Source organism: Pseudomonas sp. S3_B08, from assembly GCF_054667725.1.
In genome coordinates this window covers 1107556-1131452 of the sequence record NZ_CP162750.1, presented here as the reverse complement: position 1 = coordinate 1131452, position 23897 = coordinate 1107556, and the positions used below count along the sequence as shown (strand labels likewise).

Below are 23897 nucleotides of genomic sequence, written 5' to 3'. Positions count from 1 at the left end.
TCTGTCGAACTGCGACCCTATGACAGGTTCAGAGTGGCGCCGGATCAGAAAAGTTCGACCGACGCCATTATCCTGCCACTGCTGACCACCTCAATCAGCGCCGTCGTTCTGCACCGATGGATCGCCGTTGGCCGGTACGCTGCTGTCGGCAACGGGTTTCGAAGGATTGTTTTTTTCGGCGCCGGGATAACCGGGCAGACCGCGAGTATCGTCCGGCGTCATGACATCCTCGTTATCGCGGCTGACATCCCAGTCGGTGGTGGCGTTGGGGTCTTCATCGCGCCCGGCCGTGCCGATGGCGAAGCCGTCGTCGTTGGCATTGACGGTTTGCTCAAGCGCTTTGTCGTTGCTGGATGGGTTGCTCATGTCTGCCTCCAGAACACGTTGATCGGACTTGTTTGGAAACGCCTCGGCCGCTCAAGTGCAATGGACAAGACCAACGGTGCATTCGCGGGGCACTGGTCGCCTGGCGTGAACCACCGCAACGGCGCACGGTTCTCAAGAGAACCACTTGCTCGAGCACCGTCATGAGCCACCCGCGATTCGGCATTGAGGAAGAGTACTTTCTCACTGACCTGCAGAGCCTGCGCATGGTCGGCAGTCCGCCCCCACAGGCCATCGAGGCTTGCAGGGCGGCGCTGGGTGTGTGGTTTGCCACGGAGATGTTTCAGGGCCAGATCGAAGTGGCTTCGCCGGTGTTCAGCGACTTTGTGCACGCTGGCGATTTTCTCCGTGGCAGCCGTCAGGCCTTGGGTGCAGCCCTTGAACCGTTTGCTCTGGGCGTGCTCAGCGCCGGCAGTCATCCGCTGGCCGACTGGCGCGAGCAGGTTCCGACCGACGAGGAACATTTCCATCATCTGTTCGAGCGCTACGGCCATGTTGCCCGCCGCAGCGTGCTGTCGGGCCTGCATGTGCACGTCGAGGTGGCAGAGCCGCTGGATCGCATTGCGGTGATGAACGAAGTGCTGCCCTGGACGCCGCTGCTGTTGGCACTGAGCTGTTCGTCGCCGATCTGGGATGGCGCCGCCAGCGGCTTCATGAGCTATCGGCAGACCGCGTGTGACGAGTGGCCACGCATGGGCATCCCGCCGCTGTTTGCCGATCAGCGCCATTACGACGAACACTTGGCGTTTCTCATGCGTATCGGCGCGATCAGCCAGCCCGGCGAGTGTTGGTGGGGCGTGCGCCCGGCAGCGCGTTTTCCGACCCTGGAACTGCGTATGACTGACGCTTGCCCTCGGGTCGAGGATGCGCTGACCCTTGCGGCGTTCTTTCGCGTTCTGGTGGCTCACGCCAGTGCGCAGCGGCGGCCAGGATTGCTCTATGACCAGACCGCACGTTCGATGCTGGAGGAAAATCGCTGGCGGGCCAAACGCTTGGGAATTCATGGGCGCTATTTGGTCGAAGGCATCGACGGCGACTGTTCGTTCGCGCAATGGCTGGAACTGGCCGAGCAGCGTTTTGCCGAAACGGCACAGGTATTGGGCGCGGCGCAGTTGTTCGAACGTGCCCGGGCGATCATCGACAGCGGCACCAGCGCCGATCGGCAACTGGCGCTGTTCAATCTGGCGTCTGAACAAGCGCAAAACGGCCGCTCGGCCCTCGGGCAAGTGGCCGAGCTGCTGCTTCAGGAAACCGCTGGCTGATCGCTCTCGGACGGGCCTTTGAGTTCGACCTGATTGCCGTCCGGGTCGAAACAGTACAGCGACAAGCCGTAACCCTCGGCGCCAAAACGCCTGGCGGCTTGTGCAACGGTCAGCCCGAACGATTGCAGATGGGCGATGAGCGCGGCTTCGTCGAACGGTTCTATGCGCAGACAGAAGTGATCGACGTTGCGCTTGTGCGCATCAGCGGCGCCGCCGCCCTTGCGCCCGAGTTCGCCCGCCAAATCGACGAGATCGATCATCGACGTACCGGCCCGCAGGTGCACCAGCCCCAGCGGCTGGTTATGCCTGACCACTTCGGCGCCGAACACCCTGGCGTAGAAATCGATGCTGCGCTTCAGGTCGGCGACGCGCAGGACGATATGATCGATGTGCTGAATGGAAAAGGGATGCATGAGTTGGCTTCCTCGAAAGCGGCGACCCGCTCATTGTGCTGCACAAGGGAAAAAATTCACTGTCGATTTTTCGGTGGAGCCATCGACAAAGCGGATTTACTCTCTGGCCATGAACATACCAGCCGCTGTACTGCCGCCCCACGCCGAAATGGTTCGCGCCATGCTCGAGCGCGACACTGCCTATGAAGGCGTGTTCTTCACCGCCGTGAAAACCACCGGGATCTTTTGCCGTCCCAGTTGCACGGCGCGCAAGCCGAAACCGGAAAACGTCGAATTCTTCGCCCACGCCGACGAATGCCTGTGCGCTGGTTACCGCGCCTGCCTGCGCTGCAAACCGCTGGACGCGGCAGCCATTGCCCCGGACTGGGTGCAGCGCCTGCTCAATGCGGTGGACGCCGATCCCGAACGGCGCTGGAGCGATGCGCAATTGCTCGCCGAGGGCATCGAACCGCTGAAACTGCGACGCTGGTTCAAGCAGCACTTCGGTATGACCTTCCACGCCTGGCTGCGCACACGTCGCCTTGGCATGGCCCTGGGCGGGATCAGGCAAGGCACTTCGATCGATCACGCGGCGTTCGACTCCGGCTACGAGTCGCTCAGCGGTTTTCGCGATGCGTTTCAGAAGTCCTTCCACATCACCCCGGGCCGTGCGGCCAACAGTGAGCCGTTGCTGTTCACCCGCCTGACCACGCCGCTGGGGCCGATGATTGCCATGGCTGAGCGGCGTGGGCTGGTGTTGTTGGAGTTTCTCGATCGACCGGCGCTGACCCGCGAAGTCGAAGCGCTGCAGAATCGTTATGGCTACGCGGTTGCGCCGGGGCATAACGCCCACTTGCAGCAGATCGAGGTGCAACTGGCGGATTATTTCGCCGGCAAACTCACTCAGTTCAGCGTGCCGCTGCACCTGCCCGGCAGCACTTTCGCCCGTGAGGTGTGGGCGGCGCTGCTGCAAATTCCCTACGGTCACACCAGCACATACGGCGCCATCGCGGCGGGCTTGGGCAAACCCGGCGCCAGCCGTGCCGTCGGCCTGGCCAACGGGCACAATCGCCTGTCGATCGTGGTCCCGTGCCACCGAGTGATCGGCGCAGACGGATCGCTGACCGGTTATGGTGGCGGACAACCGCGCAAGGCGTTCCTGCTCAGGCTGGAAAACGCTGCGCTGCAAATGACTCAACAATTGGCTTTTTGAGCCTTGCGATCCAACACGCAAACAGGGATTTCGATGGGTATGTCCGAATCACCGCAACATGGCTGACATGTATGAGATGGCCAGCGCTTTTCTGGCCGCGATAGACAATGACTGGCAACGCCATATCAACGCCGTCGGGCCATGTCGGCATCAGCCACATCCAGCGCGCGACCCGTATGAATCGCTGGTACGGGCGATTGCCTATCAGCAACTGCACCCCAAGGCCGGCGATGCGATCCTTGGGCGTTTGGTGGAGTTGTTCCCCGGCCAGGCGTTTCCGCGTCCGCAGCAGATTCTGGCTACCGAGGTCGAGCGCCTGCGTGCTTGTGGTTTTTCGGCGAGCAAGATTGCGACGATTCAAGGGATCGCCCAGGCTTCGCTGGACGGCGTGGTCCCCGACTACCCGACTGCACGGGCGATGGACGATGAAACCCTGATCGAACGCCTGACCAGCCTGCGCGGGGTCGGCCGCTGGACCGTGGAGATGCTGTTGATCTACAGCCTGGAACGTATGGACATCCTGCCGGCGGATGATTTTGGCGTGCGTGAGGGATATCGGCGCTTGAAGGGACTGGAGGTGCAGCCGACGCGCAAACAGATGATCGGGATTGGCCAGGCGTGGAAACCTTATCGGACGCTTGCGGCCTGGTATCTGTGGCGCGTGGCCAAGGTTTAGACCGCGTTATCGTTCTTCGCGAGCAGGCTCGCTCCCACACTGAATCAGCGTTCGGCGCTCTGTTTCCGCGCTCCCAGGGTGAGGGGAAAATCGAACTGGCGCTGCAAATCTTCAGCCTTGAGAATCTCGAACAACGCCTGCGCCGCCGCCGACAGTTCATTGCCCGGCTCGGTCAACACACCAATCGCCCGCTCCACAGAATCATTCAAGGTCAGGCAATGCGCACCGAGCTCGCGCATTTGCCCGGCGCACAATGCCGGCACCGCGCTGACCCCAAGCCCGCTGGCAACCATTCGGCCAACGGTCGCCAATTGATGACTCTCGAACTCCACCGGCAACTTCATTCCGCGCGCCTGCAAATGCTCTTCGAGCATGACCCGCACGGTCGATGGCCGCTGCAGGGTGATGAACGGTTCCTGCAGCAAAGTCTGCCAATCGATGTCGGCGCGACCGGCCAGCGCTGAATCGGCCGGCACCACGGCGACAAAGCGATCGACATACAAAGGCGTGAATGTCATCGACGTGCTCTGCATCGGCGCGAACGCCACACCGAGTTCAACCTGACGATCGCGGACCATTTCCAGCACTTGCTCGTTGATCACGTCGTTGACCGTCACGTTGACGTTCGGATAACGCGCGCGAAAGCTCTTGAGGATCGGCGGCAGCAGATTGCCGGCAAACGACGGCATCGCCGCCAGCGTCACGCGTCCGCGCTGCAGGCTGAAACGCTGGCGCATTTCGTCTTCGGCATTGTCCCAGTCGGCGATCAAGCGGCGCGCCAGCGGCAGCAGGGACTCGCCTTCCGGGGTCAACGCCACGTTACGCGTGTTACGGCTGAACAGACGCCCTCCCAGGCCCTCTTCCAGCGCCTTGATGGTCAGGCTGAGCGCCGATTGCGACAAATGCAGACGCTCGCAGGCCACAGCGAAGCTCAGGCTATGGGCCACGGCGAGAAAGGCCCGGATCTGTTTGATGGTCATGGTCGCTTTGCTCCAGTTGCAAGCTGCAAGCGTCAAGCTGCAAGCCGTGATGCGATGGCCCTGATCGTTCCCACGCTCCTGCGTGGGAATGCAGCCCGTGACGCTCCGCGTCACTGGACGCGGAGCGTCCCTGGAGGCATTCCCACGCGGAGCGTGGGAACGATCATCGCCGAACGCGTATTGGTGAGATTTATCAATCAATCCACCTTAAAAATCAACTTAACAAATATATCCAGCAGAGAGACACTCCAGTCATTCGGCTAGCCAGCCGCCCGCAAATAATAAAAGAGGTGCCTATGGCAGGTTTCGACAAGCGTGTGTATTCCTACGAGGAAGCGATGGCCGGGCTGGAAGACGGCATGACCGTTATCGCCGGCGGCTTTGGTCTGTGCGGCATTCCGGAAAACCTGATCGCCGAGATCAAGCGCAAGGGCACCCGTGACCTCACCGTGGTTTCCAACAACTGCGGCGTTGATGGTTTCGGCCTTGGCGTGCTGCTCACCGACCGCCAGATCAGCAAAGTCATCGCCTCCTACGTCGGCGAGAACAAACTGTTTGAAGAGCAACTGCTCAAGGGCGAGATCGAAGTCATCCTTACCCCGCAAGGCACCCTCGCCGAAAAAATGCGCGCGGGCGGCGCCGGCATTCCGGCGTTCTTCACCGCCACTGGCGTTGGCACCCCGGTTGCTGAAGGCAAGGAAGTGCGCGAGTTCAAGGGGCGCAAATACCTGATGGAAGAATCCATCACCGGCGATTTCGCCATCGTCAAAGGCTGGAAGGCCGACCATTTCGGTAACGTCGTTTACCGTCACACCGCGCAGAATTTCAACCCGTTGGCCGCTACCGCCGGCAAGATCACCGTGGTCGAAGTCGAAGAAATCGTCGAGCCCGGCGAACTCGACCCGACGCAGATCCACACCCCGGGCATCTACGTCGATCGAGTCATTTGCGGCACGTTCGAAAAACGCATCGAACAGCGCACCATCCGCAAATAATCAGGCCTACGGAGAACAACAACATGGCACTTACCCGCGAACAAATGGCTCAACGCGTCGCCCGCGAAATGCAGGACGGCTACTACGTGAACCTCGGCATCGGCATTCCGACCCTGGTCGCCAACTACATCCCCGAAGGCATGGAAGTCATGCTGCAATCGGAAAACGGCCTGCTCGGCATGGGTCCGTTCCCGACCGAAGAAACCATCGATGCCGACATGATCAACGCCGGCAAACAAACGGTGACTGCGCGGATCGGCGCGTCGATCTTCAATTCCGCCGAATCCTTCGCAATGATCCGCGGCGGCCATGTCGACCTGACCGTGCTCGGCGCTTTCGAAGTGGATGTGGAAGGCAACATCGCTTCGTGGATGATCCCCGGCAAACTGGTCAAGGGCATGGGCGGCGCGATGGATCTGGTGGCCGGCGCCGACAACATCATTGTCATCATGACCCACGCCTCGAAGGATGGTGAGTCCAAGCTGCTGGCCAAGTGCAGCCTGCCGCTGACCGGTGCCGGCTGCATCAAGCGCGTGCTGACCGACCTCGCCTATCTGGAAATCGAAAATGGCGCTTTTGTCCTCAAGGAACGCGCACCTGGCGTCAGTGTTGAGGAAATCGTCGCCAAAACCGCTGGTAAACTGATCGTCCCGGATCACGTACCGGAAATGCAGTTCGCTGCCCAGTGAGGAATTCGCACATGCAAGACGTCGTCATTGTTGCCGCCACGCGTACCGCGATCGGCAGTTTTCAGGGCTCCCTGGCCAATGTATCCGCTGTAGACCTGGGCGCGGCGGTGATCCGCCAGTTGCTCAAGCAGACCGGCCTCGACGGTGCGCAGGTCGATGAAGTGATCATGGGCCAGGTGCTCACCGCTGGCGCTGGCCAGAACCCGGCACGTCAAGCCGCAATCAAGGCTGGCCTGCCCCACGCCGTACCGGCCATGACCCTGAACAAGGTTTGCGGTTCGGGCCTCAAGGCTCTTCACCTGGGCGCGCAGGCGATCCGTTGCGGCGACGCCGAGGTGATCATCGCCGGCGGTCAGGAGAACATGAGCCTGTCCAACTACATCATGCCGGGCGCGCGCACCGGTCTGCGCATGGGTCACGCGCAAATCGTCGACACGATGATCAGCGATGGCCTGTGGGATGCGTTCAACGATTACCACATGGGCATCACTGCCGAGAATCTGGTCGACAAATACCAGATCAGCCGCGAACAGCAGGACGCCTTTGCTGCCGCTTCCCAGCAGAAAGCTGCCGCTGCGATCGAGGCCGGGCGCTTCGTTGATGAAATCACGCCGATCCTGATCCCGCAGCGCAAAGGCGATCCGGTGGCGTTCAAGGTCGACGAGCAGCCACGCGGCGATACCAGCGCAGAATCTCTGGCAAAACTGCGTCCGGCGTTCAAAAAGGACGGCAGCGTCACCGCTGGCAACGCCTCGTCGCTGAACGACGGTGCCGCCGCCGTGATTCTGATGAGTGCCGAGAAAGCCAAATCGCTGGGCCTGCCGGTTCTGGCCGGGATTGCCGCCTACGCCAACGCTGGCGTCGACCCGGCGATCATGGGCATCGGCCCGGTATCGGCGACCCGCCGCTGCCTGGACAAGGCCGGCTGGAACATCGACCAGCTCGACCTGATCGAAGCCAACGAAGCGTTCGCTGCACAATCGCTGGCCGTGGCCAAAGACCTGCAATGGGATCTGGACAAGGTCAACGTCAACGGTGGCGCCATCGCCCTCGGTCACCCGATCGGCGCATCAGGTTGCCGCGTGCTGGTGACATTGCTGCACGAAATGCTCAAGCGCGATGCGAAAAAAGGTCTGGCGACCTTGTGCATCGGCGGCGGTCAGGGCGTGGCTTTGGCGCTGGAACGCGGCTGATACGGAGTTCTAGGTTGACGGCGGATCCACGACATCCGCTGTTGGCTGGCAACAAAAAACCCGGTGCGATTTGCGTTGCACCGGGTTTCTTTTTGCCTGTCTACAATCGGTGGTGAATGTTCTGACCCCTTCGCGGGCAGGCTCGCCCCACATTCTGCAACGCATTTCCCTGTGGGAGCGAGCCTGCTCGCGAAAGCGCGTGTTCAGGCGCCAACCATTCAAGGCTTGCGCAACAGATAGGTATCCATGATCCACCCATGCTCCGCTCGCGCCGCCTTGCGCACCCGTTCGATCTCATCGGCCACCTCCGCCAGCCGGCCGCTGAGCAGTATCTCGTCCGGCGTGCCCAGGTAAGCGCCCCAGAAAATCTCGGTCTGCCGATCCGCCACCCGCTGGTACGAATCCTCGGCATCGAGCATTACCACCAGACTGTCCGCTTCACTCACCTGCCCCGCCGCCAATCGCCGGCCTGTAGTGATTTCTACTGAGCGACCAATCGTGTTCAAAGGTATTTTGTGCTGCGCAGCCAGGGCCTGAACGCTGGTGATCCCGGGGATGACTTCATAGTCGAATTCACAGCGGCCTGTTGCCTGAATCGCCTGAAGAATCCGCAATGTGCTGTCGTATAACGCCGGATCGCCCCAGATCAGGAGTCCGCCGCACTGGCCGTCGGACAATTCATCATTGATCAGCCGCTCGAAGGTTTGCTGCTTGGCGCGATTGAGTGCATCGACGCTCGCCGTGTAGTCGACATCGCCGCGCTCGCGCTCCGGGCTGCTGGCTTCGACAAAGCGATAAGCGTGGCCGGTGATGTAGCGCTCGCAGATCTCCCGGCGCAGGTCGATCAGCGTCTGCTTGCTCTGGCCTTTATCCAGCAAAAAGAACACATCGACCCGATTCAGCGCTTTCACCGCCTGCATCGTGATGTAGTCCGGATTGCCCGCGCCAATGCCGATGACCAGCAGCTGTTTCATCAGAATTCCTCGTCAAGGGCCATGCCCGGCAAGCGTAGACGCCAGATGCCATTGAAGCGCAAGTCGATCATCGCCAGGGGCTCGACGTCGATTGCGTGGAACGCCGCGCCCTGCAGCACCTGCATTAGCGCCGCGCGAATGACAAACGGATGCGTGACTGCCACTACATGGACTGGGGTTTCGGCGATGGAGTCCAGCCACATTGAGACCCGCTGCGTCAGTTGCCTGACCGATTCGCCGCCATGGGGCGCCGCTTCAGGATCGGCCAGCCAGGCTTGCAAAGCCTGGTTTTCATTGGCTTGCAGGTCCTTGATCGATTGGCCGTGCCAGCATCCCCAATCGCAATCGCGCAGGGCTTGATCAATCTCCGCATCGACGCCAAACCACGCTGCCGTTTGCCGGGTACGCAGCTCAGGCGCGCAAATCAGTCGCCGTGGCGGGGCGAATCGCGCCCTCCACGCGTCAGAAGCTAAATGCAACTCTTCAACAGGCTCGTCCGTAGGAAAACGCGCCAGTTTCTGTGCGACGGTTCGCGCATGGCAAATCAGTGTCAAACGGCTACTTGGCACAAGCAGGTTCTCGGTCGAAAGATAAAACAAACAATGGCACACAGCCGATACGCGTCGCATTGTGCCGTAAAACCTTGGCGTTCAGGGTTGTCACCGGCCCGTCGCTGAGCTTGGGATAGGCAATGTCTGACACAGCAATCGGCAAAGGACTACAACAGCGCGTTACTTCGACGTAGCCCTTATTACACGGGCACCTTGCACACTTTTGGTGCTCAGAAAACCTGTACAAAAATTAGCTAGACATGTAGCACCCATTACATAAATACTCGTTTAACGGAATGTGAAACAAATTCGACACCCCATCCAGCAGGAGCCCGGATGCCCCCTCTCAGAGACCTGATCACCGATCCCGGCCTGGACCTGACGCCGTCGGAGCGCAAAGTCGTTCGCGCCCTGCTTGATCAGTATCCACGCAACGGTCTCGGGCCTATGGCGCGACTGGCCGAACATGCCGGCGTCAGCGATCCGACCATCGTGCGTCTGGTGAAAAAGCTCGGTTTCGGCGGTTATGCCGAATTCCAGGAAGCCCTGCTCAGCGACATGGACCATCGCCTGCGTTCACCGCGCACCTTGTTGCAGCCGCGCTCGCAGCAGAACAAGGACGATGCCTGGGCGCATTACTTGGCGGACAGCCAGCGTTTGCTGGTCGACACCCAAGCCCTGACCCAGCCTGAAGATGTGCGCATCCTCGTCGAATGGCTGCTCGACAGCCGCCATCAGGTCTACTGTTTCGGAGGCCGCTTCAGCATTCTGCTGGCCAATTACCTGCTCAACCACTTGCGCCTGCTGCGTCCCGGCTGTTTCGCCCTGGAAGATAACGCCCTGCTGCCCGACCGTTTGTACGATCTGCAACGTCAGGACGTGGTGCTGGTGTTCGACTACCGGCGCTACCAGACCCAAGCTTTGCGCGTTGCGCAGGCGGCGAAGAACAACAACGCGCGGGTGGTGCTGTTCACCGATGTCTACGCCTCGCCGCTGCGCGAATTGGCCGACCTGATCATCAGCGCGCCGGTGGAATCGGCGTCGCCGTTCGACACCATGGTGCCGGCGCTGGCGCAGGTCGAGGCGTTGATTGCCTGCCTGACCTTGCGCGTGCCAGACCCGGCCGATCGCCTGGAAGGCATCGATGCCCTGCGCAACGATTTTGCGACTCACCTGCTGGAGGACAAATAAGGATGTTCAGCCTTCCCCACCGCTCGCCACGGGACCTGCCGTTTGCGACCGACCACACCGCTTTGTTGCTGGTGGACATGCAGCGCGCCTGGCTCGAACCGCAATTCGACCCACACCTGCGCGGGGCGGATGCCGAATATTTTCTTCAGCGCACGCGCAGCCAGGTGGTACCCAACCAACAGCGCCTGCTCGGCGCCTTTCGCCAGGCGCAGCAGAACGTGCTGCACACGATTATCGAAAGCCTGACCGCCGACGGTCGCGACCGCTCGCTGGATCACAAACTGTCTGACATGCACCTGCCCAAGGGCAGCGTGCAGGCTCAGGTCATCGCTGAGCTGACCCCGACCGAAAACGAAATCGCGCTGCCGAAGACCTCCTCCGGGGTGTTCAATTCAACCAACATCGATTACGTGCTGCGCAATCTGCAGACCCGCCATCTGATCATCGCCGGCATCGTCACCGACCAATGCGTGGACATGGCCGTGCGCGATGCCGCCGACCGTGGCTATCTGGTCACGCTGGTGGAGGATGCCTGCGCCACTTACACAGCTGAACGCCATCAAGCCTGCCTCAACGCGATCAAGGGTTACTGCTGGATCACCGACACCGACACCGTACTCGGTCGTCTGCGGGAGATGCAGCCATGAGCCCGCGCCTGACGCCTTTACCGATGACCACGCTGGTGACAACTGACCTGATCGGCATCACCCGGGGCCGCTCGTTTCCTAGCGATGAGCTGGAGCATTACCAGGCGGCGGGTTGCGGCTGGGTCCCCGCCAACAGCGCGTTGACGCCGCAGGACATCATCGCCTCGAGCAGTCCGTGGGGCGCGTACGGCGACCTGCGGCTGATTCCGGATCTGAGCAGCCGCGTCACTGTCGGCAGCGGCCCGGACGCCAATGCGCCGGTGCTGGATTTCATCCACGCCGATATTCGCGAGACTGACGGTCAGGCGTGGGGCGCCTGCCCACGCACATTACTGCGCGATGAAGTCGAGCGCTATCACGATGAGTTGGGGTTGCAGGTCAACGCCGCCTTCGAACATGAATTCAACCTGCACGCAGGCATTGCCGAACACGCGGCGTTCTCTCTCGAGGCGCAGCGCCAAGGCGCCGAATTCGGCGGCTGGCTGCTCAGCGCCCTGCGCGCCGGCGGCGTCGAGCCGGAAATGTTTCTGCCGGAATACGGCAAGCACCAATACGAAATCACCTGCCGCCCGACTCTTGGCGTAGCGGCGGCGGATCGTGCGGTCAACGTGCGCGAAATCACCCGGGAAATCGCCCGGCAAATGGGCCTCGACCTGAGTTTCGCGCCGAAGACTGCCGCCGAGGCGGTGTGCAACGGTGTGCACCTGCACGTCAGCCTGCTCGATCTGGCCGGCCAGCCGATGTTGTACGACGCCGGCACCAGCAACGGCCTGTCGAGCATCGGCCAGCATTGGGCTGCCGGAGTCCTGCATTTTCTACCGGCGCTGTGCGCGTTCACCGCGCCGACGCCGCTGTCATACCAGCGTTTGCAGCCGCACCACTGGAGCGCGTCGTATGCGTGTCTGGGGCAGCAGAACCGTGAAGCGGCGCTTCGCATCTGCCCGACCGTGACCCTGGGGGGTAAATCCGCTGCGCAGCAGTTCAACCTGGAATTCCGCGCCATGGACGCCACCGCCTCGCCGCATCTGGCCATGGCCGCACTGCTGATTGCCGGGCGGCTGGGCATCGAACAACGTCTGGCGCTGAACGCGATCACCGACGAAATTCCCGATTCACTCAACGACGAGCAACGCAAGGCCCGGGGCATCGTCGCCCTGCCCGCCTCGCTGGCCCAGGCGCTGGATTGCCTGCGTGACAGTGCAGCCTTCAATGAATGGCTGCCCAAGCCGTTGCTCGACACGTATTACGCCCTGAAAACCGAGGAACTGGCGCTGACGGAACAGCTCTCGCCCGCTGACCTGTGTGAGCACTATGCACGCCTGTACTGAATCCGCCGAGCTGGGGTTATACACCCGCCCGGTCTACACCCTGAGCCGCGAGGACTCGACGAATCCGTTGATCCTCGTGTGCGAACACGCCAGTCGCTACATTCCCGACGCCCTGAACAATCTGGGCCTGGACGAGGCGGCCGCACGCGAACATATCGCCTGGGACATCGGCGCGCTGCAACTGGCCGAACAGTTGTCGGAACAGCTTGGCGCTACCCTGCTCAGCGCCAACTATTCACGGCTGCTGATCGACCTCAACCGACCGCGCCATGCGCCGGACAGCATCCCGCTGCAGAGCGAGATCTACCCGATACCCGGCAACCGCGAGCTGGATGAGGCGACCCGCGAGTACCGTCGGCAGACCCTGTTCAAGCCGTTTCATGCGCGCTTGCAGATGTTGATCGACGAGCGCATTGCCAAAGGTCTGCCGGTGCGTGTGGTCGGCATTCACAGTTTTACCCCGGTGTATTACGGCCAGCCGCGACCACTGGAAGTCGGGGTGTTGTTCGGCCAGGCCAAAGACTATGCCCTGCGTTTGCTCGACGGGCTGCAAGTGCATCCGCTGAAGGTGGCGGGCAACCAGCCGTACAGAATTGATCCCTTGGGCGACATGACCGTGCCGGTGCACGGTGATGCCCGGGGCCTTGAGGCAGTACTGATCGAGGTGCGCAACGATCTGCTGCGCAGCCCCGAAGCAGTGTCGCGCTGGGCCGGCTACCTCGCACCTTTGCTGTAAATGACGGACCGATAAAACATAAACCGACCGATGGCTGACAAGGAGTTGCGCTTCATGGAAATTGAAGAATTCGGCTACAAGCAAGAGTTGAAACGTAGCCTGACGCTGACCGATCTGGTGGTGTACGGGATGATCTTCATGATCCCCATCGCCCCGTTCGGTGTGTATGGCTACGTCAACGCCGAAGCACCGGGGATGGTGCCGCTGGCGTACATCATCGGCATGGTGGCGATGCTGTTCACCGCGCTGAGTTACGGCAGCATGGCCAAGGCCTTTCCGGTTGCCGGCTCCGTATATTCCTACGCCCAGCGCGGCCTTAATCAACACGTCGGCTTCATCGCTGGCTGGCTGATGCTGCTCGATTACCTGCTGATTCCGCCGCTGCTGTACCTGTATTCGGCGATGGCGCTCAACCATTTGTACCCGGACATTCCCAAGGTCGGCTTCATCCTGGCGTTTCTGGTCAGCGCAACATTCGTCAACCTGCGCGGCATCACCTTCACCGCGCGGATGAACATGCTGTTCCTGCTGGCACAACTGGTCGTGCTGGGCATCTTCCTGTTCTACGCCTGGAACGCCCTGCACAACGGTGGCGGTAACGGTGAGCTGACGCTGGCGCCGCTGTATCACCCGGAAACCTTCAACTTCGCTCTGCTGATGCAAGCGGTGTCGATCGCCGTGCTGTCGTTCCTCGGCTTCGACGCGATCTCCACCCTCGCCGAAGAAATCAAGGAAGATCCGGGCCGCAGCGTCGGCAAGGCAGCGCTGATCACCCTGGCGGTGATGGGCACGATTTTCGTCGTACAGACTTGGATTGCCACCGATCTGGCGGCGGGCATGGGCTTCAAATCCGCCGACACCGCGTTCTATGAAATCGCTGAAATCGCCGCTGGCAGCTGGCTGGCGACCCTGACCGCCGTCGCCACGGCGCTGGCCTGGGGCGTTGCTGTAGCGATCACCTCGCAGGCCGCCGTCTCGCGCCTGCTGTTCGGCATGGCCCGCGACGGCAAGCTGCCGAAGGTGCTGGCCAAGGTCCACCCGAAACACAACACGCCGTACCTGAGCATTTATCTGGTGGCGGTATTGTCGCTGCTGATCTGCTACCTGTTCATCGACGCGGTCGACATCCTCACCTCGCTGATCAACTTCGGCGCCCTCAGCGGTTTCATGCTTCTGCACCTGACGGTGATCAACCACTACTGGCGTCGGCAGAAGTCGGGACAGTTTGTGCGCCATCTGCTCTGCCCGGTGATCGGCTTCATCATCGTCGCCGCCATCATGTACAACATGGGCGTCGATGCGCAGAAACTCGGCCTGATCTGGATTGCCCTGGGCCTGGTGTACCTGTTCTTCCTCAACAAGCTCGGCGCCAGCACAGCGCTGCCCGATCCGAGCAAAGGCTGACAAGAAAAAGAGCGGCGTCTGACAACAAATCAGGCGACCGCCGATTCAACGCGTGGACACCGACAGTGATAGTCAGGTTCGGCGAATCGGCCGAACCTTTTGATACAGGAGTACATCCATGCTGGTCTTACGCCCAGTCGAGCAGAATGATCTGCCCCAGCTACAGCGCCTGGCCCGCGAGAGCCTGATCGGCGTGACTTCGCTGCCGGATGACAGCGAACACCTGCGCGAAAAAATCGCCGCGTCGTGCGCGTCTTTCGACAGCGCCGCCACAGCCCAGGGGCCGGAAAACTATTTCTTTGTACTGGAAGATCTCGAACGCCAGCAATTGGTCGGCTGCTCGGAAATCCTTGCCACCGCCGGCTTCAAGGAGCCGTTCTACAGCCTGCGCAACCGCCATTTCACCAGTGCATCGCGAGAATTGAACATCGAGCATGGCGTGCCGGCGCTGTCGCTGTGCCATGACCTCAGCGGGCATACCTTGCTGCGCGGTTTCCACATTGACACCGCGTTGGTGCGCACGCCGTTTTCTGAACTGCTGTCGCGAGCGCGCCTGCTGTTCATTGCTGCGCATGCACAGCGGTTCTCCGAGGCGGTGATCACCGAGATCGTCGGCTACAGCGACGAGCAGGGTCACTCGCCGTTCTGGGATGCGCTGGGCAAGCATTTCTTCGACCTGCCGTACGCGGAAGCCGAGCGCCTGTGCGGGTTGCAGAGCCGCACGTTTCTCGCCGAACTGATGCCGCAATACCCGATCTACGTGCCGATGCTGCCGCAAGCGGCGCAGGATTGCATCGGCCGCGTGCACCCGGACGGCCAGGAAGCGTTCGACATCCTCGCGCGGGAAGGCTTCGAAACCAACAGCTACATCGACCTGTTCGACGCCGGCCCGACCCTGTATGCGCGTACCGCAAACATTCGCTCGATCGCTGACAGCCAAACGGTCATTGTCCGCCAACAAGTATCGACCGACGCCCGTGGCCGTTATCTGCTGAGCAATGACGCCCTGCATGACTACCGCGCGATTGTCACCGAACTCGATTATCACCCCGATCAGCCGCTGCCCCTGACGCCCGCCATCTGCGCGGCGCTGAAAGTCAGCGAAGGCAGCTCGATACGGCTGGTCGCTCTGTGAGCCGCGTTAGCCATCGGCGCCTGAATCGGTACGCCAAAGGAGTTGGAGCATGATTGTCCGTCCGGTAAAAGTCAGCGACCTGCCTGCCTTGATGACCCTCGTCGAACAGGCCGGGCCAGGTTTCACCACCCTTCCGGCCAACGAGGACCGACTTGCGCACCGGGTGCGCTGGGCGCAACGGGCGTTCGCCGAACAGGTCGAACGGGCCGATGCCGATTACCTGTTTGTCCTCGAGGATGATGAGCAGCGCGTGGTCGGTGTCAGCGCGATGGCCGGCGCCGTTGGCCTGCGCGAGCCCTGGTACAACTACCGGCTCGGGGTGACCGTCAGTTCGGCACCGGACCTGGGCATTCAGCGGCAGATCCCAACGTTGTTCCTCAACAACGAACTGACCGGGCAATCGGAGCTGTGCTCGCTGTTCCTGCGCCATGACCAGCGCAACGGCAGCAATGGCCGCCTGTTGTCGCTGGGTCGTCTGCTGTTCGTCGCCGAATTTCCGCATCTGTTTGGCGAGAAGATGATAGCCGAACTGCGAGGCAGTGCCGATGAAAACGGTTGCTCGCCATTTTGGGACAGCCTCGGCCGGCACTTCTTCCAGATGGATTTCACCCACGCCGATCACTTGTCCGGCCTGGGCAACAAAGCCTTTATCGCCGAACTGATGCCGCGCCAGCCGCTGTACACCTGCCTCCTCACCGAACAGGCGCAGGCGGCGATAGGCCAGACTCACCCGAACACCCAGCCGGCGTTGAAGATTCTTCAAGCCGAGGGTTTCACGCACAAAGGCTATATCGACATTTTCGACGGTGGCCCGGTCATCGAAGCGCCGATCCGCAGCATCCGCACGGTGCGCGACAGCCTCGAACTGACCCTGAGCCTCGGCACCCCGGACGAGCAGGCGCCGCTATGGCTGATTCACAACCGCCGGCTGGAAAACTGCCGTATCACCGTGGCCCCCGGTCGACTGGTGGGCAACAGCCTGGTTGTCGATCGTCTCACCGCCAAACGCCTGCAACTTCAGCCGGGCAATTCAGTGCGCGCAGTGCTCCTGCCCCATCAACAGCAACATGCCGTGGCGGCCTGATATTTCCAGCACGGGAGATTAAACCTTTCAGCCGCCAGTCCTGCCGCGCAAATTCGTCATGATTCTTGACCCATTCGCGTGATAGCCTTTTCACTCTTCGGCGTTGACACCTTTGCTCAAGCCCTTCCATTCCTTATGTATTGGTGGAACTCGTATGACCAGGCTTTCCCATCAAGATTTGCGCCGTAACTTCCGTCAGCTGCTGGCCTCCGACACCTGCTACCACACGGCTTCGGTGTTCGACCCGATGTCCGCCCGCATCGCCGCTGACCTGGGTTTTGAAGTGGGTATCCTCGGCGGTTCCGTGGCCTCCCTGCAGGTGCTTGGCGCGCCGGACTTCGCCCTGATCACCCTCAGCGAATTCGCCGAACAGGCCACGCGCATTGGCCGCGTCGCCCAATTGCCAGTGATCGCCGACGCCGACCACGGCTATGGCAACGCTCTTAACGTCATGCGCACCATCGTCGAACTGGAACGCGCGGGCGTCGCTGCACTGACCATCGAAGACACCCTGCTGCCCGCGCAATTCGGGCGCAAATCCACCGACCTGATCACCGTGGCCGAAGGCGTCGGCAAGATCCGCGCGGCGCTGGAAGCCCGGGTCGACACCGAGATGGCCATCATCGCCCGCACCAACGCCGGCATTCTGCCGAATCAGGAAATCATCAGCCGCACCCGCCAATATCAGGCGGCGGGCGCTGACGGTATCTGCATGGTCGGCGTGCAGGACTTCGATCAGCTGGAACAGATCGCCGAGCATCTGACCGTGCCGCTGATGCTGGTCACCTACGGCAACCCGGCCCTGCGCGACGACAAACGCCTGGCCGAACTGGGCGTGCGCGTGACCATCGACGGCCATGGCGCCTACTTCGCCGCGATCAAAGCAACCTACGACAGCCTGCGCGAACAGCGGCAGATCTTCACCCAGGCCTCCGATTTGAGCGCGACCGAGTTGACGCACACCTATACCCAGCCGGAGGAATACATTCTCTGGGCCAAGGAGTACATGAGCGTCAAGGAGTGATGCACACGCTGCACCGGCCCCTTCGCGAGCAGGCTCGCTCCCACAGTTGAAATGCGGTCCCCTGTGGGAGCGAGCCTGCTCGCGAAAGCGTCTATTGCGGCACCGCTAAACCGGCGTCTTATACCCCTCCTACCGCTGCGCCGCCCGCGCCTGAATCACATTCAGAATCGCGCAGCCCTCGCGCATCAGCAGATGAACCGCGCTGGTCACCCGCGTCAGATCACAATCGGAGATGCCCTTGAGGTTGAGGCTGGCGAAAGTGTCGGCCAGATCGCGCACGACCACAAACCGGTGCATCGCACAGGCGGCCATGTCGCTGAGTTCTGTATGGGTATTGATGAAAAGCACCGGCGATTCGGCGTCGTAGGTGTCGATGGGGAGGTAGCGCGGCATTACCTGGTCGGTCATAGAGTTCACTCCAGAAAGGTCAGGTTCTGTATTCGACCGGCCAAGATCGTCGCAGAGTTATCTGCGAACGGAGACTATAAGAGCCGCGCCCGACGGCCGCAACGAGAGCTTCTGTCGGACTTTTCGGTATTTTTTGTGCGCCGTCCTCGACTGCCACTTTTCCCACAAAAGCCCCTCACCCTAGCCCTCTCCCAGAGGGAGAGGGGACTGATTGGGGGATGCTCTGGATCTACGCCGACGTGAGAGATCGCGTTGAATGCGAATTTGAATTCAACTTGATCTGGCGGTTGCCACATGGACCACAAACAACGCGGTCAGTCCCCTCTCCCTCCGGGAGAGGGTTAGGGTGAGGGGCCGATTTCTCTGGCACCCCGCCCGGCCTCGTCACACCGCAAACCCCATCACCGCGGCTTGGCCAACTCCATGATCATCCGTGACAACAAATAAATCCGCGGCGCCACGCTCGCCACCTCGGCATATTCCTCAGGCGTGTGAATATTGCCGCCGACAATGCCGAAGCCATCCAGCGTCGGTGTCCCTACGCCTGCGGACAGACTGGCATCCGCCGCGCCACCACTGCCCTCCTCGGTCAGCTTGCGGCCAATCTCGCCGTAAATTCCCTGGGCCATGGCCATCAGGCGATCCGACTCAGCGGTCTGTGGCATCGGCGGCAAACCGCGCTGCAAGGACGTTTTCACTTCGGTATCGGCAATCAACTTGTCCTGCGAGACCCGCGCCAGATCCTTCTCGATGCGATCAAATTCCTCCGGCACTGCCGCGCGCACATCCGCCTTGGCCGTGGCCTGATCAGGAATCACGTTGGTGCGATCGCCGGCCTTGAGCACGGTGAAGTTGATGGTGGTCTTCTTCGCCTCGTCACCGAGCTTGCCCAGTTGCAGAATCTGATGCGCCGCTTCCATCGCCGCGTTCCGTCCCAACTCTGGCGCGACGCCGGCGTGGGCGGCCTTGCCTTTGACTTCGACCAGCGCCGTCGCACTGCCCTTGCGCCACACCACCAGGCCATCGGCCGGGCGCCCCGGTTCGAGGTTGAGGGTGACGTCGTGCTGTTTGGCGGTTTTCTTGATCAGGTCGGTGGCGACGTCCGAGCCGGTTTCTTCGCTGGCATCCAGCAGGAAGGTGATCTGCGCGTAATCCTTGAAGTCGAGGTTCTTCAGCACTTTCAATGCGTAGATGCCGGCGACGATGCCGCCCTTGTCGTCCATTACACCCGGCCCGTAGGCGCGGCCGTCCTTGATGTGGAAAGGCCGCTCGGCGGCGGAGCCTTCCTTGAACACAGTGTCCATGTGCGCCATCAGGAGAATCTTCGCTTTCCCGGTGCCTTTGAGCGTGGCCAGCACGTGGTTGGATTTTTCCGGGGTGTTGGGCACCAGTTCGATGGTGGCGCCGAGTTTTTTCAGTTCATCAATGGCAATGTCGCTGACCTGTTTCAGGCCCGGCTCATAACCTGAGCCGGAGTCGATATTGACCAGTCGCTCCAACATTTTCAGGGCTTCGGGCTGATACTGCTCGGCATCGGCGAGCACTTGTTTGTGCGGTTCGGCGGCGTTTGCTGCCGAGAATGCGAGGGACAGACCGAGGCTGGCGGCCAGCAGAGAGCGGGGAAAGGAGAACGTCATGAAGCAGTCCTTGTTTCGTGTCGGAGGGATTCAACCGTAACCGACATCGGCGCAAGGCTCTATAGCGGATGCGACACTGATCTAACCGACAACACATACCCCGGTGGGAGCGAGCCTGCTCGCGAAGGCGTCGTGGCAAACGATATTGATACCGCCTGACCCAGCGCTTTCGCGAGCAGGCTCGCTCCCACAGGTATCAGCTCGCCCGTCAGACCGAATCCAGCAGCGCCTGCCTCGGCTTGTTGTCGCTGTTGCAGATCACCCGATTGCGCCCACTGGCCTTGGCTTCGTACAACGCCTGATCGGCCTCATCCAGCCAACGCGTGGCGTCGGCATGGCTCGGGTCGTACGCGGCCAGGCCAATGCTCAGACTGACCTTCAACGCGGGGTTCTGCTCGTAGCCCATCACCGCAAAACGCTCGCGCAAGGCTTCCATCGCCTGAGCCGCGTTGAACAGTGGCAGCTCCGGCAAAATCACGCAGAACTCGTCCCCGCCATAGCGCCCCGCCACATCCGTGGCGCGAAGATTCTGTTTGAGCAGTTTGCTCAACTGGCGCAGGACGATATCGCCAGCGACATGCCCATAGGTGTCATTGATCGCTTTGAAGTGGTCGATGTCGATCAGCGCAATCGCCGCGCCCTGCTGCTGGCGTTTGCAGCGCTGGAACGCGAGGTTCAGCTGATCCTTCCACGCGCCGTGATTGAGCAGGCCGGTGAGGCTGTCGGTGCGACTCAACGCCAGCAGCTCGCGCTTGTGCCGACCGAGGGTCGAGGCCTGGCGAAAGCAGATCCAGCCCAGCGCCAGCGGATACAGCAACAGCAACGGCAAACAGGCGTACAGCTGCAGCGGCGTTGTTGGCGGGATGAACGCCGGCGCAAACACCACCAGCCCTACGCCCATACCGAGCAACTGCACCGCCGTACCCGCCAGCAAAAACCGCCCGCCACCGATGGCGACGTTGTTCATCGCCATCATCGAAATCGTGGTTGCGCTGGGCAAGGGATTGAACTGCATGGCGGCGACCCAGAAGCCGCCCATGAATGCATCGATCAGCAAATTGCGGTGTTCGGCGCGAAACGGCACGCTCGAGCTTCGCGCCCATTGAAAGGCCAGATGCGGCCAGACCAGGCCGTTGAACAGCATCAGGCCCCACACCCACAGCGGCGGATCAAGCGCGTGCATCGCCACGCTGACACACATCAGCCCGAGCAGCAGCCCGAACACCCGCGACCTGTAAAGCCTCCTGGCCAGTGAAAGTCCCTTTCCTCGCGTATTTCCCATAAGGGCCTCGACCGCGCGATGCATGGTTACATCCCGACAAGGATGTGTCCGGAGTCTATCAGGGCGCCGTTAAATAGCCATCACCGGCCAGAGGCCTGAATAGAGCGCTATCAGCGCCGCACGCGCGGCCCAGAGTTGGCTATAAATGAAAGAGGGGAAATGGAAAAACAACTATAAAAAGGGGGCACATGCATACCTACGCTGTGTTGATCATCGGCAGCGGTTTCGGCGGCCAGTGCGCGGCGGTCAACCTGCTCAAGGCCGGAATCGACGACTTTCGCGTTCTTGAACGACGCGACTTCTTCGGCGGCACCTGGTGCCAGAACACCTACCCCGGCGCAGCGGTGGACGTGCCGTCGCCGCTGTATTCGCTGTCATTCGCGCCCTACCGCTGGTCGCAGATGTTCGCCGAACAGGCGGAACTGCGTCGCTACACCGAACAGGTGATCGAGCAGTTCGGTTTACGCGAGCGCGTGGAACTGGGGGCGGATGTCGAGCGCGTCGAGTGGGACGAAGCGGAAAAGCATTGGTTGGTGCACACCCGCGCCAGAGGTACTTTCCGAACCCAATTCCTGATCAATGCTTCCGGGCCGTTGAGTCAGCCGGTCATCCCCAACTTTCCTGGGATGGATCGCTTTCAAGGCAAGACTTTCCACACAAACAATTGGGATCACAGCTACGACTATCGCGGTAAACGCGTGGCGATCGTCGGCAGTGGTGCCAGCGCCGCGCAGGTGATCCCGGCGATTGCGCCACAAGTCGAACACCTGCATGTATTCCAGCGCACGCCGCATTGGGTGCTGCCGCGTGCCGATCGCAAATTCGGCCGTTTCCAGCGCTGGCTGCTCGGTCTAAAGCCGGCGTACAAGCTGCTGCGCTGGCTGATCTACTGGCAATTCGAAACCCGGGTGATCGCCTTCAAATACTCGAGACCGGCGATTCATCTGGTCCAACAACATGCGCTGCGTTTTCTCAAGCGCCAGGTTCCGGACCCGCTGCTGCGGCAAAAACTCACTCCGGACTTCACCATCGGCTGCAAACGCGTTTTGGTGTCCAGCACGTACTACCCGGCGCTGAGCCGCGCCAACGTCACGTTGCACAGTCGCGAGCACGGCATCGCTTCGATCGACGAAAGCGGGATCAACAGCGTGGACGGCGAGCATCTCGATGTTGATCTGATCGTCTGGTCCACCGGTTACGACGCCACCGACGGGGTGATTTCCTACCCGGTCAGCGGCAAAAACGCGGTGCAACTCAGAGATGTCTGGGCCGAATACCCGCGCGCCTACCTCGGCACCAGCCTGCCGGATTTCCCCAACCTGTTTATCGTCACCGGGCCGAACACCGGCATTGGCCACACTTCGGCGCTGTTCATCATCGAATCGCAGATGAACTACATCCTCGACTGCATCCGCACCGTACGGGCCAAAGGCCTGCGCAGCATCGAAGTGCGCCGTGACGCAGAACGTACCTACACTGCAATGATCCACCGGGAAATGCAGCGCACGGTGTGGAAGTCCGGTGGTTGCCACAGTTGGTACCAGAGCAAGAGCGGTCATGTGATCGCGATGTTTCCCGGCTTCAGTTTCAGCTATCACCTGCTGACCCGGGCGCTGAAACCGGCCGACCATATTTTGTCCTGAACACGTAAAAGGAAGACGTCGATGCTTTTGCTGTTTGTCGCACTCGCGGTTTTCGTGGCCTGGAGCTGGTTGAGTTACCCGGCGGTCGGCCATTGGCTGTACGACCTGGCCATGGCCAGCGAGGCCAGGTTGTACAAACTGCACAAGATCGAAGTGCCGATCGCCGAGATGACCGTGTCGACCTGGCAAGGCGGGCCGTACGAGGCGTCCAGCGCGATCCTGATGCTGCACGGCTTCAGCGCCGATAAAAACCTCTGGCTGCGCTGCGCCCGGCACTTCGTCCGTCAGTATCGGGTGATCATTCCGGATCTGGCCGGCCACGGTGAGACTGGCTTCAAGGCTGGCGGCGGTTACGATATTGCGGTTCAGGCCAAACGCATGATTCAGCTGCTCGATGTCTGCGGCGTAGAGAAAGTCCACGTCATTGGCAACTCCATGGGCGGCTACATTGCCGCGTGGCTGGCAGCGACCTATCCGGAGCGAATCGCCTCGCTGGCATTGATTGACCCGGCCGGCGTCACCGCTCCGGAGCCAAGCGACATGGAGCGCCATCTGGCGCGCGGGCACAACCCGTTCCTGATCAACTCCCGCGAAGAATTTCAGCGCTTCTACGCGATGACCATGGAGTCGCCGCCGTGGGTGCCGAAACTGGTGCTGGACGCCGTCGCCCAGCGCTACGAGCAACAGCGTGACGAGCTCGAAGAAATCTTCCGCGACTTCCGCGCCAGCCCGCCGATGGAGCCGAAACTGGCCGAGATCCAATGCCCGGCGCTGTTGCTCTGGGGACGCAAGGATCGCCTGATCGACGTCAGCAGCGTGCCGGTGTGGAGCAAAGGCATCGCCAATCTCGAAGTGGATGTGTGGGATCACGTCGGGCACATGCCGATGGTCGAACAGCCGGGAAATACCGCGCGGCTGTACGGGGAGTTTCTGGAACGACAGCGATGAACATGGATATTCGCAATGCCCCAGGTGGCGCAACTGATCGTTCCCATGCTCTGCGTGGGAATGCCTCAGGGGACGCTCTGCGTCCAGTGACGCGGAGCGTCACGGGCTACATTCCCACGCA

General features: G+C 61.3%; 24 protein-coding genes. 16 read left to right on the top strand and 8 right to left on the bottom strand.

Annotated features, from left to right (window positions below; all coding sequences use genetic code 11):
* Positions 1-90: 90 nt before the first annotated feature.
* Positions 91-366 carry a hypothetical protein gene (locus AB4N73_RS05195; RefSeq protein ID WP_423523379.1) on the bottom strand — a complete coding sequence of 92 codons (276 nt, stop codon included), beginning with the start codon at positions 364-366 and terminating at the stop codon, positions 91-93.
* 161 nt (positions 367-527) lie between these two features.
* Between AB4N73_RS05195 and AB4N73_RS05190 the strand changes: the two genes are divergently transcribed.
* Positions 528-1646 carry a carboxylate-amine ligase gene (locus AB4N73_RS05190; protein WP_460143013.1) on the top strand — a complete coding sequence of 373 codons (1119 nt, stop codon included), beginning with the start codon at positions 528-530 and terminating at the stop codon, positions 1644-1646.
* Here the strand turns inward: AB4N73_RS05190 and AB4N73_RS05185 are convergent.
* On the bottom strand, positions 1628-2059 hold the full coding sequence (locus tag AB4N73_RS05185; RefSeq protein ID WP_460143012.1) for a VOC family protein: 432 nt from the start codon (positions 2057-2059) through the stop codon (positions 1628-1630). The genes AB4N73_RS05190 and AB4N73_RS05185 overlap by 19 nt on opposite strands.
* A gap of 109 nt (positions 2060-2168) precedes the next feature.
* Here AB4N73_RS05185 and AB4N73_RS05180 point away from each other — a divergent pair, with 109 nt between their 5' ends.
* Positions 2169-3251: a bifunctional transcriptional activator/DNA repair enzyme AdaA gene (locus AB4N73_RS05180; RefSeq protein WP_122708301.1), complete on the top strand. Its 1083-nt coding sequence runs from the start codon at positions 2169-2171 to the stop codon at positions 3249-3251.
* A gap of 58 nt (positions 3252-3309) precedes the next feature.
* On the top strand, positions 3310-3927 hold the full coding sequence (locus AB4N73_RS05175) for a DNA-3-methyladenine glycosylase family protein (protein WP_460143011.1): 618 nt from the start codon (positions 3310-3312) through the stop codon (positions 3925-3927).
* 44 nt (positions 3928-3971) lie between these two features.
* On the opposite strand, the gene AB4N73_RS05170 is transcribed toward AB4N73_RS05175, so the two are convergent.
* On the bottom strand, positions 3972-4907 hold the full coding sequence (locus AB4N73_RS05170) for a LysR substrate-binding domain-containing protein (protein ID WP_460143010.1): 936 nt from the start codon (positions 4905-4907) through the stop codon (positions 3972-3974).
* Between the two features lie 296 nt (positions 4908-5203).
* Between AB4N73_RS05170 and AB4N73_RS05165 the strand changes: the two genes are divergently transcribed.
* The 3 genes from AB4N73_RS05165 to AB4N73_RS05155 are packed head-to-tail and all read left to right on the top strand — an operon-like array spanning position 5204 to position 7784.
* Positions 5204-5902, top strand: a complete 699-nt coding sequence (locus AB4N73_RS05165) for a CoA transferase subunit A (protein ID WP_016774135.1) — start codon at positions 5204-5206, stop codon at positions 5900-5902.
* 23 nt (positions 5903-5925) lie between these two features.
* Positions 5926-6591, top strand: coding sequence for a CoA transferase subunit B (locus AB4N73_RS05160; RefSeq protein WP_016774134.1), 666 nt, complete (start codon positions 5926-5928; stop codon positions 6589-6591).
* Between the two features lie 11 nt (positions 6592-6602).
* Positions 6603-7784 (top strand): acetyl-CoA C-acetyltransferase, encoded by a 1182-nt coding sequence (locus AB4N73_RS05155; RefSeq protein WP_460143009.1) that lies wholly within the window; start codon positions 6603-6605, stop codon positions 7782-7784.
* A 218-nt stretch (positions 7785-8002) separates the two neighbouring features.
* Here the strand turns inward: AB4N73_RS05155 and cobF are convergent, their stop codons facing one another.
* Positions 8003-8758, bottom strand: coding sequence for a precorrin-6A synthase (deacetylating) (gene cobF, locus AB4N73_RS05150; protein ID WP_252877856.1), 756 nt, complete (start codon positions 8756-8758; stop codon positions 8003-8005).
* Positions 8758-9387, bottom strand: coding sequence for a histidine phosphatase family protein (locus AB4N73_RS05145; RefSeq protein ID WP_460143008.1), 630 nt, complete (start codon positions 9385-9387; stop codon positions 8758-8760). The genes cobF and AB4N73_RS05145 overlap by 1 nt, the downstream gene beginning before the upstream one ends.
* A 258-nt stretch (positions 9388-9645) precedes the next feature.
* On the opposite strand from AB4N73_RS05145, the gene AB4N73_RS05140 reads away from it, so the two are divergent.
* The 8 genes from AB4N73_RS05140 to AB4N73_RS05105 all read left to right on the top strand — a co-directional run bounded on the left by AB4N73_RS05140 (position 9646) and on the right by AB4N73_RS05105 (position 17858).
* Complete coding sequence (locus tag AB4N73_RS05140; RefSeq protein ID WP_016774129.1) at positions 9646-10500, top strand: MurR/RpiR family transcriptional regulator; 855 nt, start codon at positions 9646-9648, stop codon at positions 10498-10500.
* 2 nt (positions 10501-10502) lie between these two features.
* Positions 10503-11147 (top strand): cysteine hydrolase family protein, encoded by a 645-nt coding sequence (locus AB4N73_RS05135; protein ID WP_460143007.1) that lies wholly within the window; start codon positions 10503-10505, stop codon positions 11145-11147.
* Entirely contained in the window at positions 11144-12475 is a 1332-nt protein-coding gene (locus tag AB4N73_RS05130) for a type I glutamate--ammonia ligase (protein ID WP_460143006.1), read from the top strand. The genes AB4N73_RS05135 and AB4N73_RS05130 overlap by 4 nt, the downstream gene beginning before the upstream one ends.
* Positions 12459-13211, top strand: coding sequence for an N-formylglutamate amidohydrolase (locus AB4N73_RS05125; RefSeq protein ID WP_056784608.1), 753 nt, complete (start codon positions 12459-12461; stop codon positions 13209-13211). Before AB4N73_RS05130 ends, AB4N73_RS05125 begins: the two co-directional genes overlap by 17 nt.
* Before the next feature lie 54 nt (positions 13212-13265).
* Positions 13266-14615, top strand: a complete 1350-nt coding sequence (locus tag AB4N73_RS05120) for an APC family permease (protein ID WP_076567476.1) — start codon at positions 13266-13268, stop codon at positions 14613-14615.
* Between the two features lie 118 nt (positions 14616-14733).
* Positions 14734-15750 (top strand): arginine N-succinyltransferase, encoded by a 1017-nt coding sequence (locus AB4N73_RS05115; RefSeq protein WP_460143005.1) that lies wholly within the window; start codon positions 14734-14736, stop codon positions 15748-15750.
* Between the two features lie 49 nt (positions 15751-15799).
* Positions 15800-16834, top strand: coding sequence for an arginine N-succinyltransferase (astA, locus tag AB4N73_RS05110; RefSeq protein ID WP_041478621.1), 1035 nt, complete (start codon positions 15800-15802; stop codon positions 16832-16834).
* 154 nt (positions 16835-16988) lie between these two features.
* The gene (locus AB4N73_RS05105) at positions 16989-17858 is read left to right on the top strand and encodes an isocitrate lyase/PEP mutase family protein (protein ID WP_016774123.1); all 870 of its coding nucleotides are present in this window, start codon (positions 16989-16991) and stop codon (positions 17856-17858) included.
* A gap of 129 nt (positions 17859-17987) precedes the next feature.
* On the opposite strand, the gene AB4N73_RS05100 is transcribed toward AB4N73_RS05105, so the two are convergent.
* The 3 genes from AB4N73_RS05100 to AB4N73_RS05090 form a co-directional block, all read right to left on the bottom strand.
* A complete protein-coding gene (locus AB4N73_RS05100; protein ID WP_457263575.1) occupies positions 17988-18266 on the bottom strand; it encodes a hypothetical protein in 279 nt (92 codons plus the stop codon).
* Between the two features lie 401 nt (positions 18267-18667).
* Positions 18668-19903 carry a M20/M25/M40 family metallo-hydrolase gene (locus AB4N73_RS05095; RefSeq protein ID WP_056784596.1) on the bottom strand — a complete coding sequence of 412 codons (1236 nt, stop codon included), beginning with the start codon at positions 19901-19903 and terminating at the stop codon, positions 18668-18670.
* Between the two features lie 208 nt (positions 19904-20111).
* A complete protein-coding gene (locus AB4N73_RS05090) occupies positions 20112-21185 on the bottom strand; it encodes a diguanylate cyclase (protein ID WP_252869187.1) in 1074 nt (357 codons plus the stop codon).
* Positions 21186-21373: 188 nt separating this feature from the next.
* Here AB4N73_RS05090 and AB4N73_RS05085 point away from each other — a divergent pair, with 188 nt between their 5' ends.
* The gene (locus AB4N73_RS05085; protein ID WP_460143004.1) at positions 21374-22828 is read left to right on the top strand and encodes a flavin-containing monooxygenase; all 1455 of its coding nucleotides are present in this window, start codon (positions 21374-21376) and stop codon (positions 22826-22828) included.
* Between the two features lie 21 nt (positions 22829-22849).
* Entirely contained in the window at positions 22850-23776 is a 927-nt protein-coding gene (locus tag AB4N73_RS05080; RefSeq protein ID WP_095179550.1) for an alpha/beta fold hydrolase, read from the top strand.
* Positions 23777-23897 lie beyond the last annotated feature (121 nt).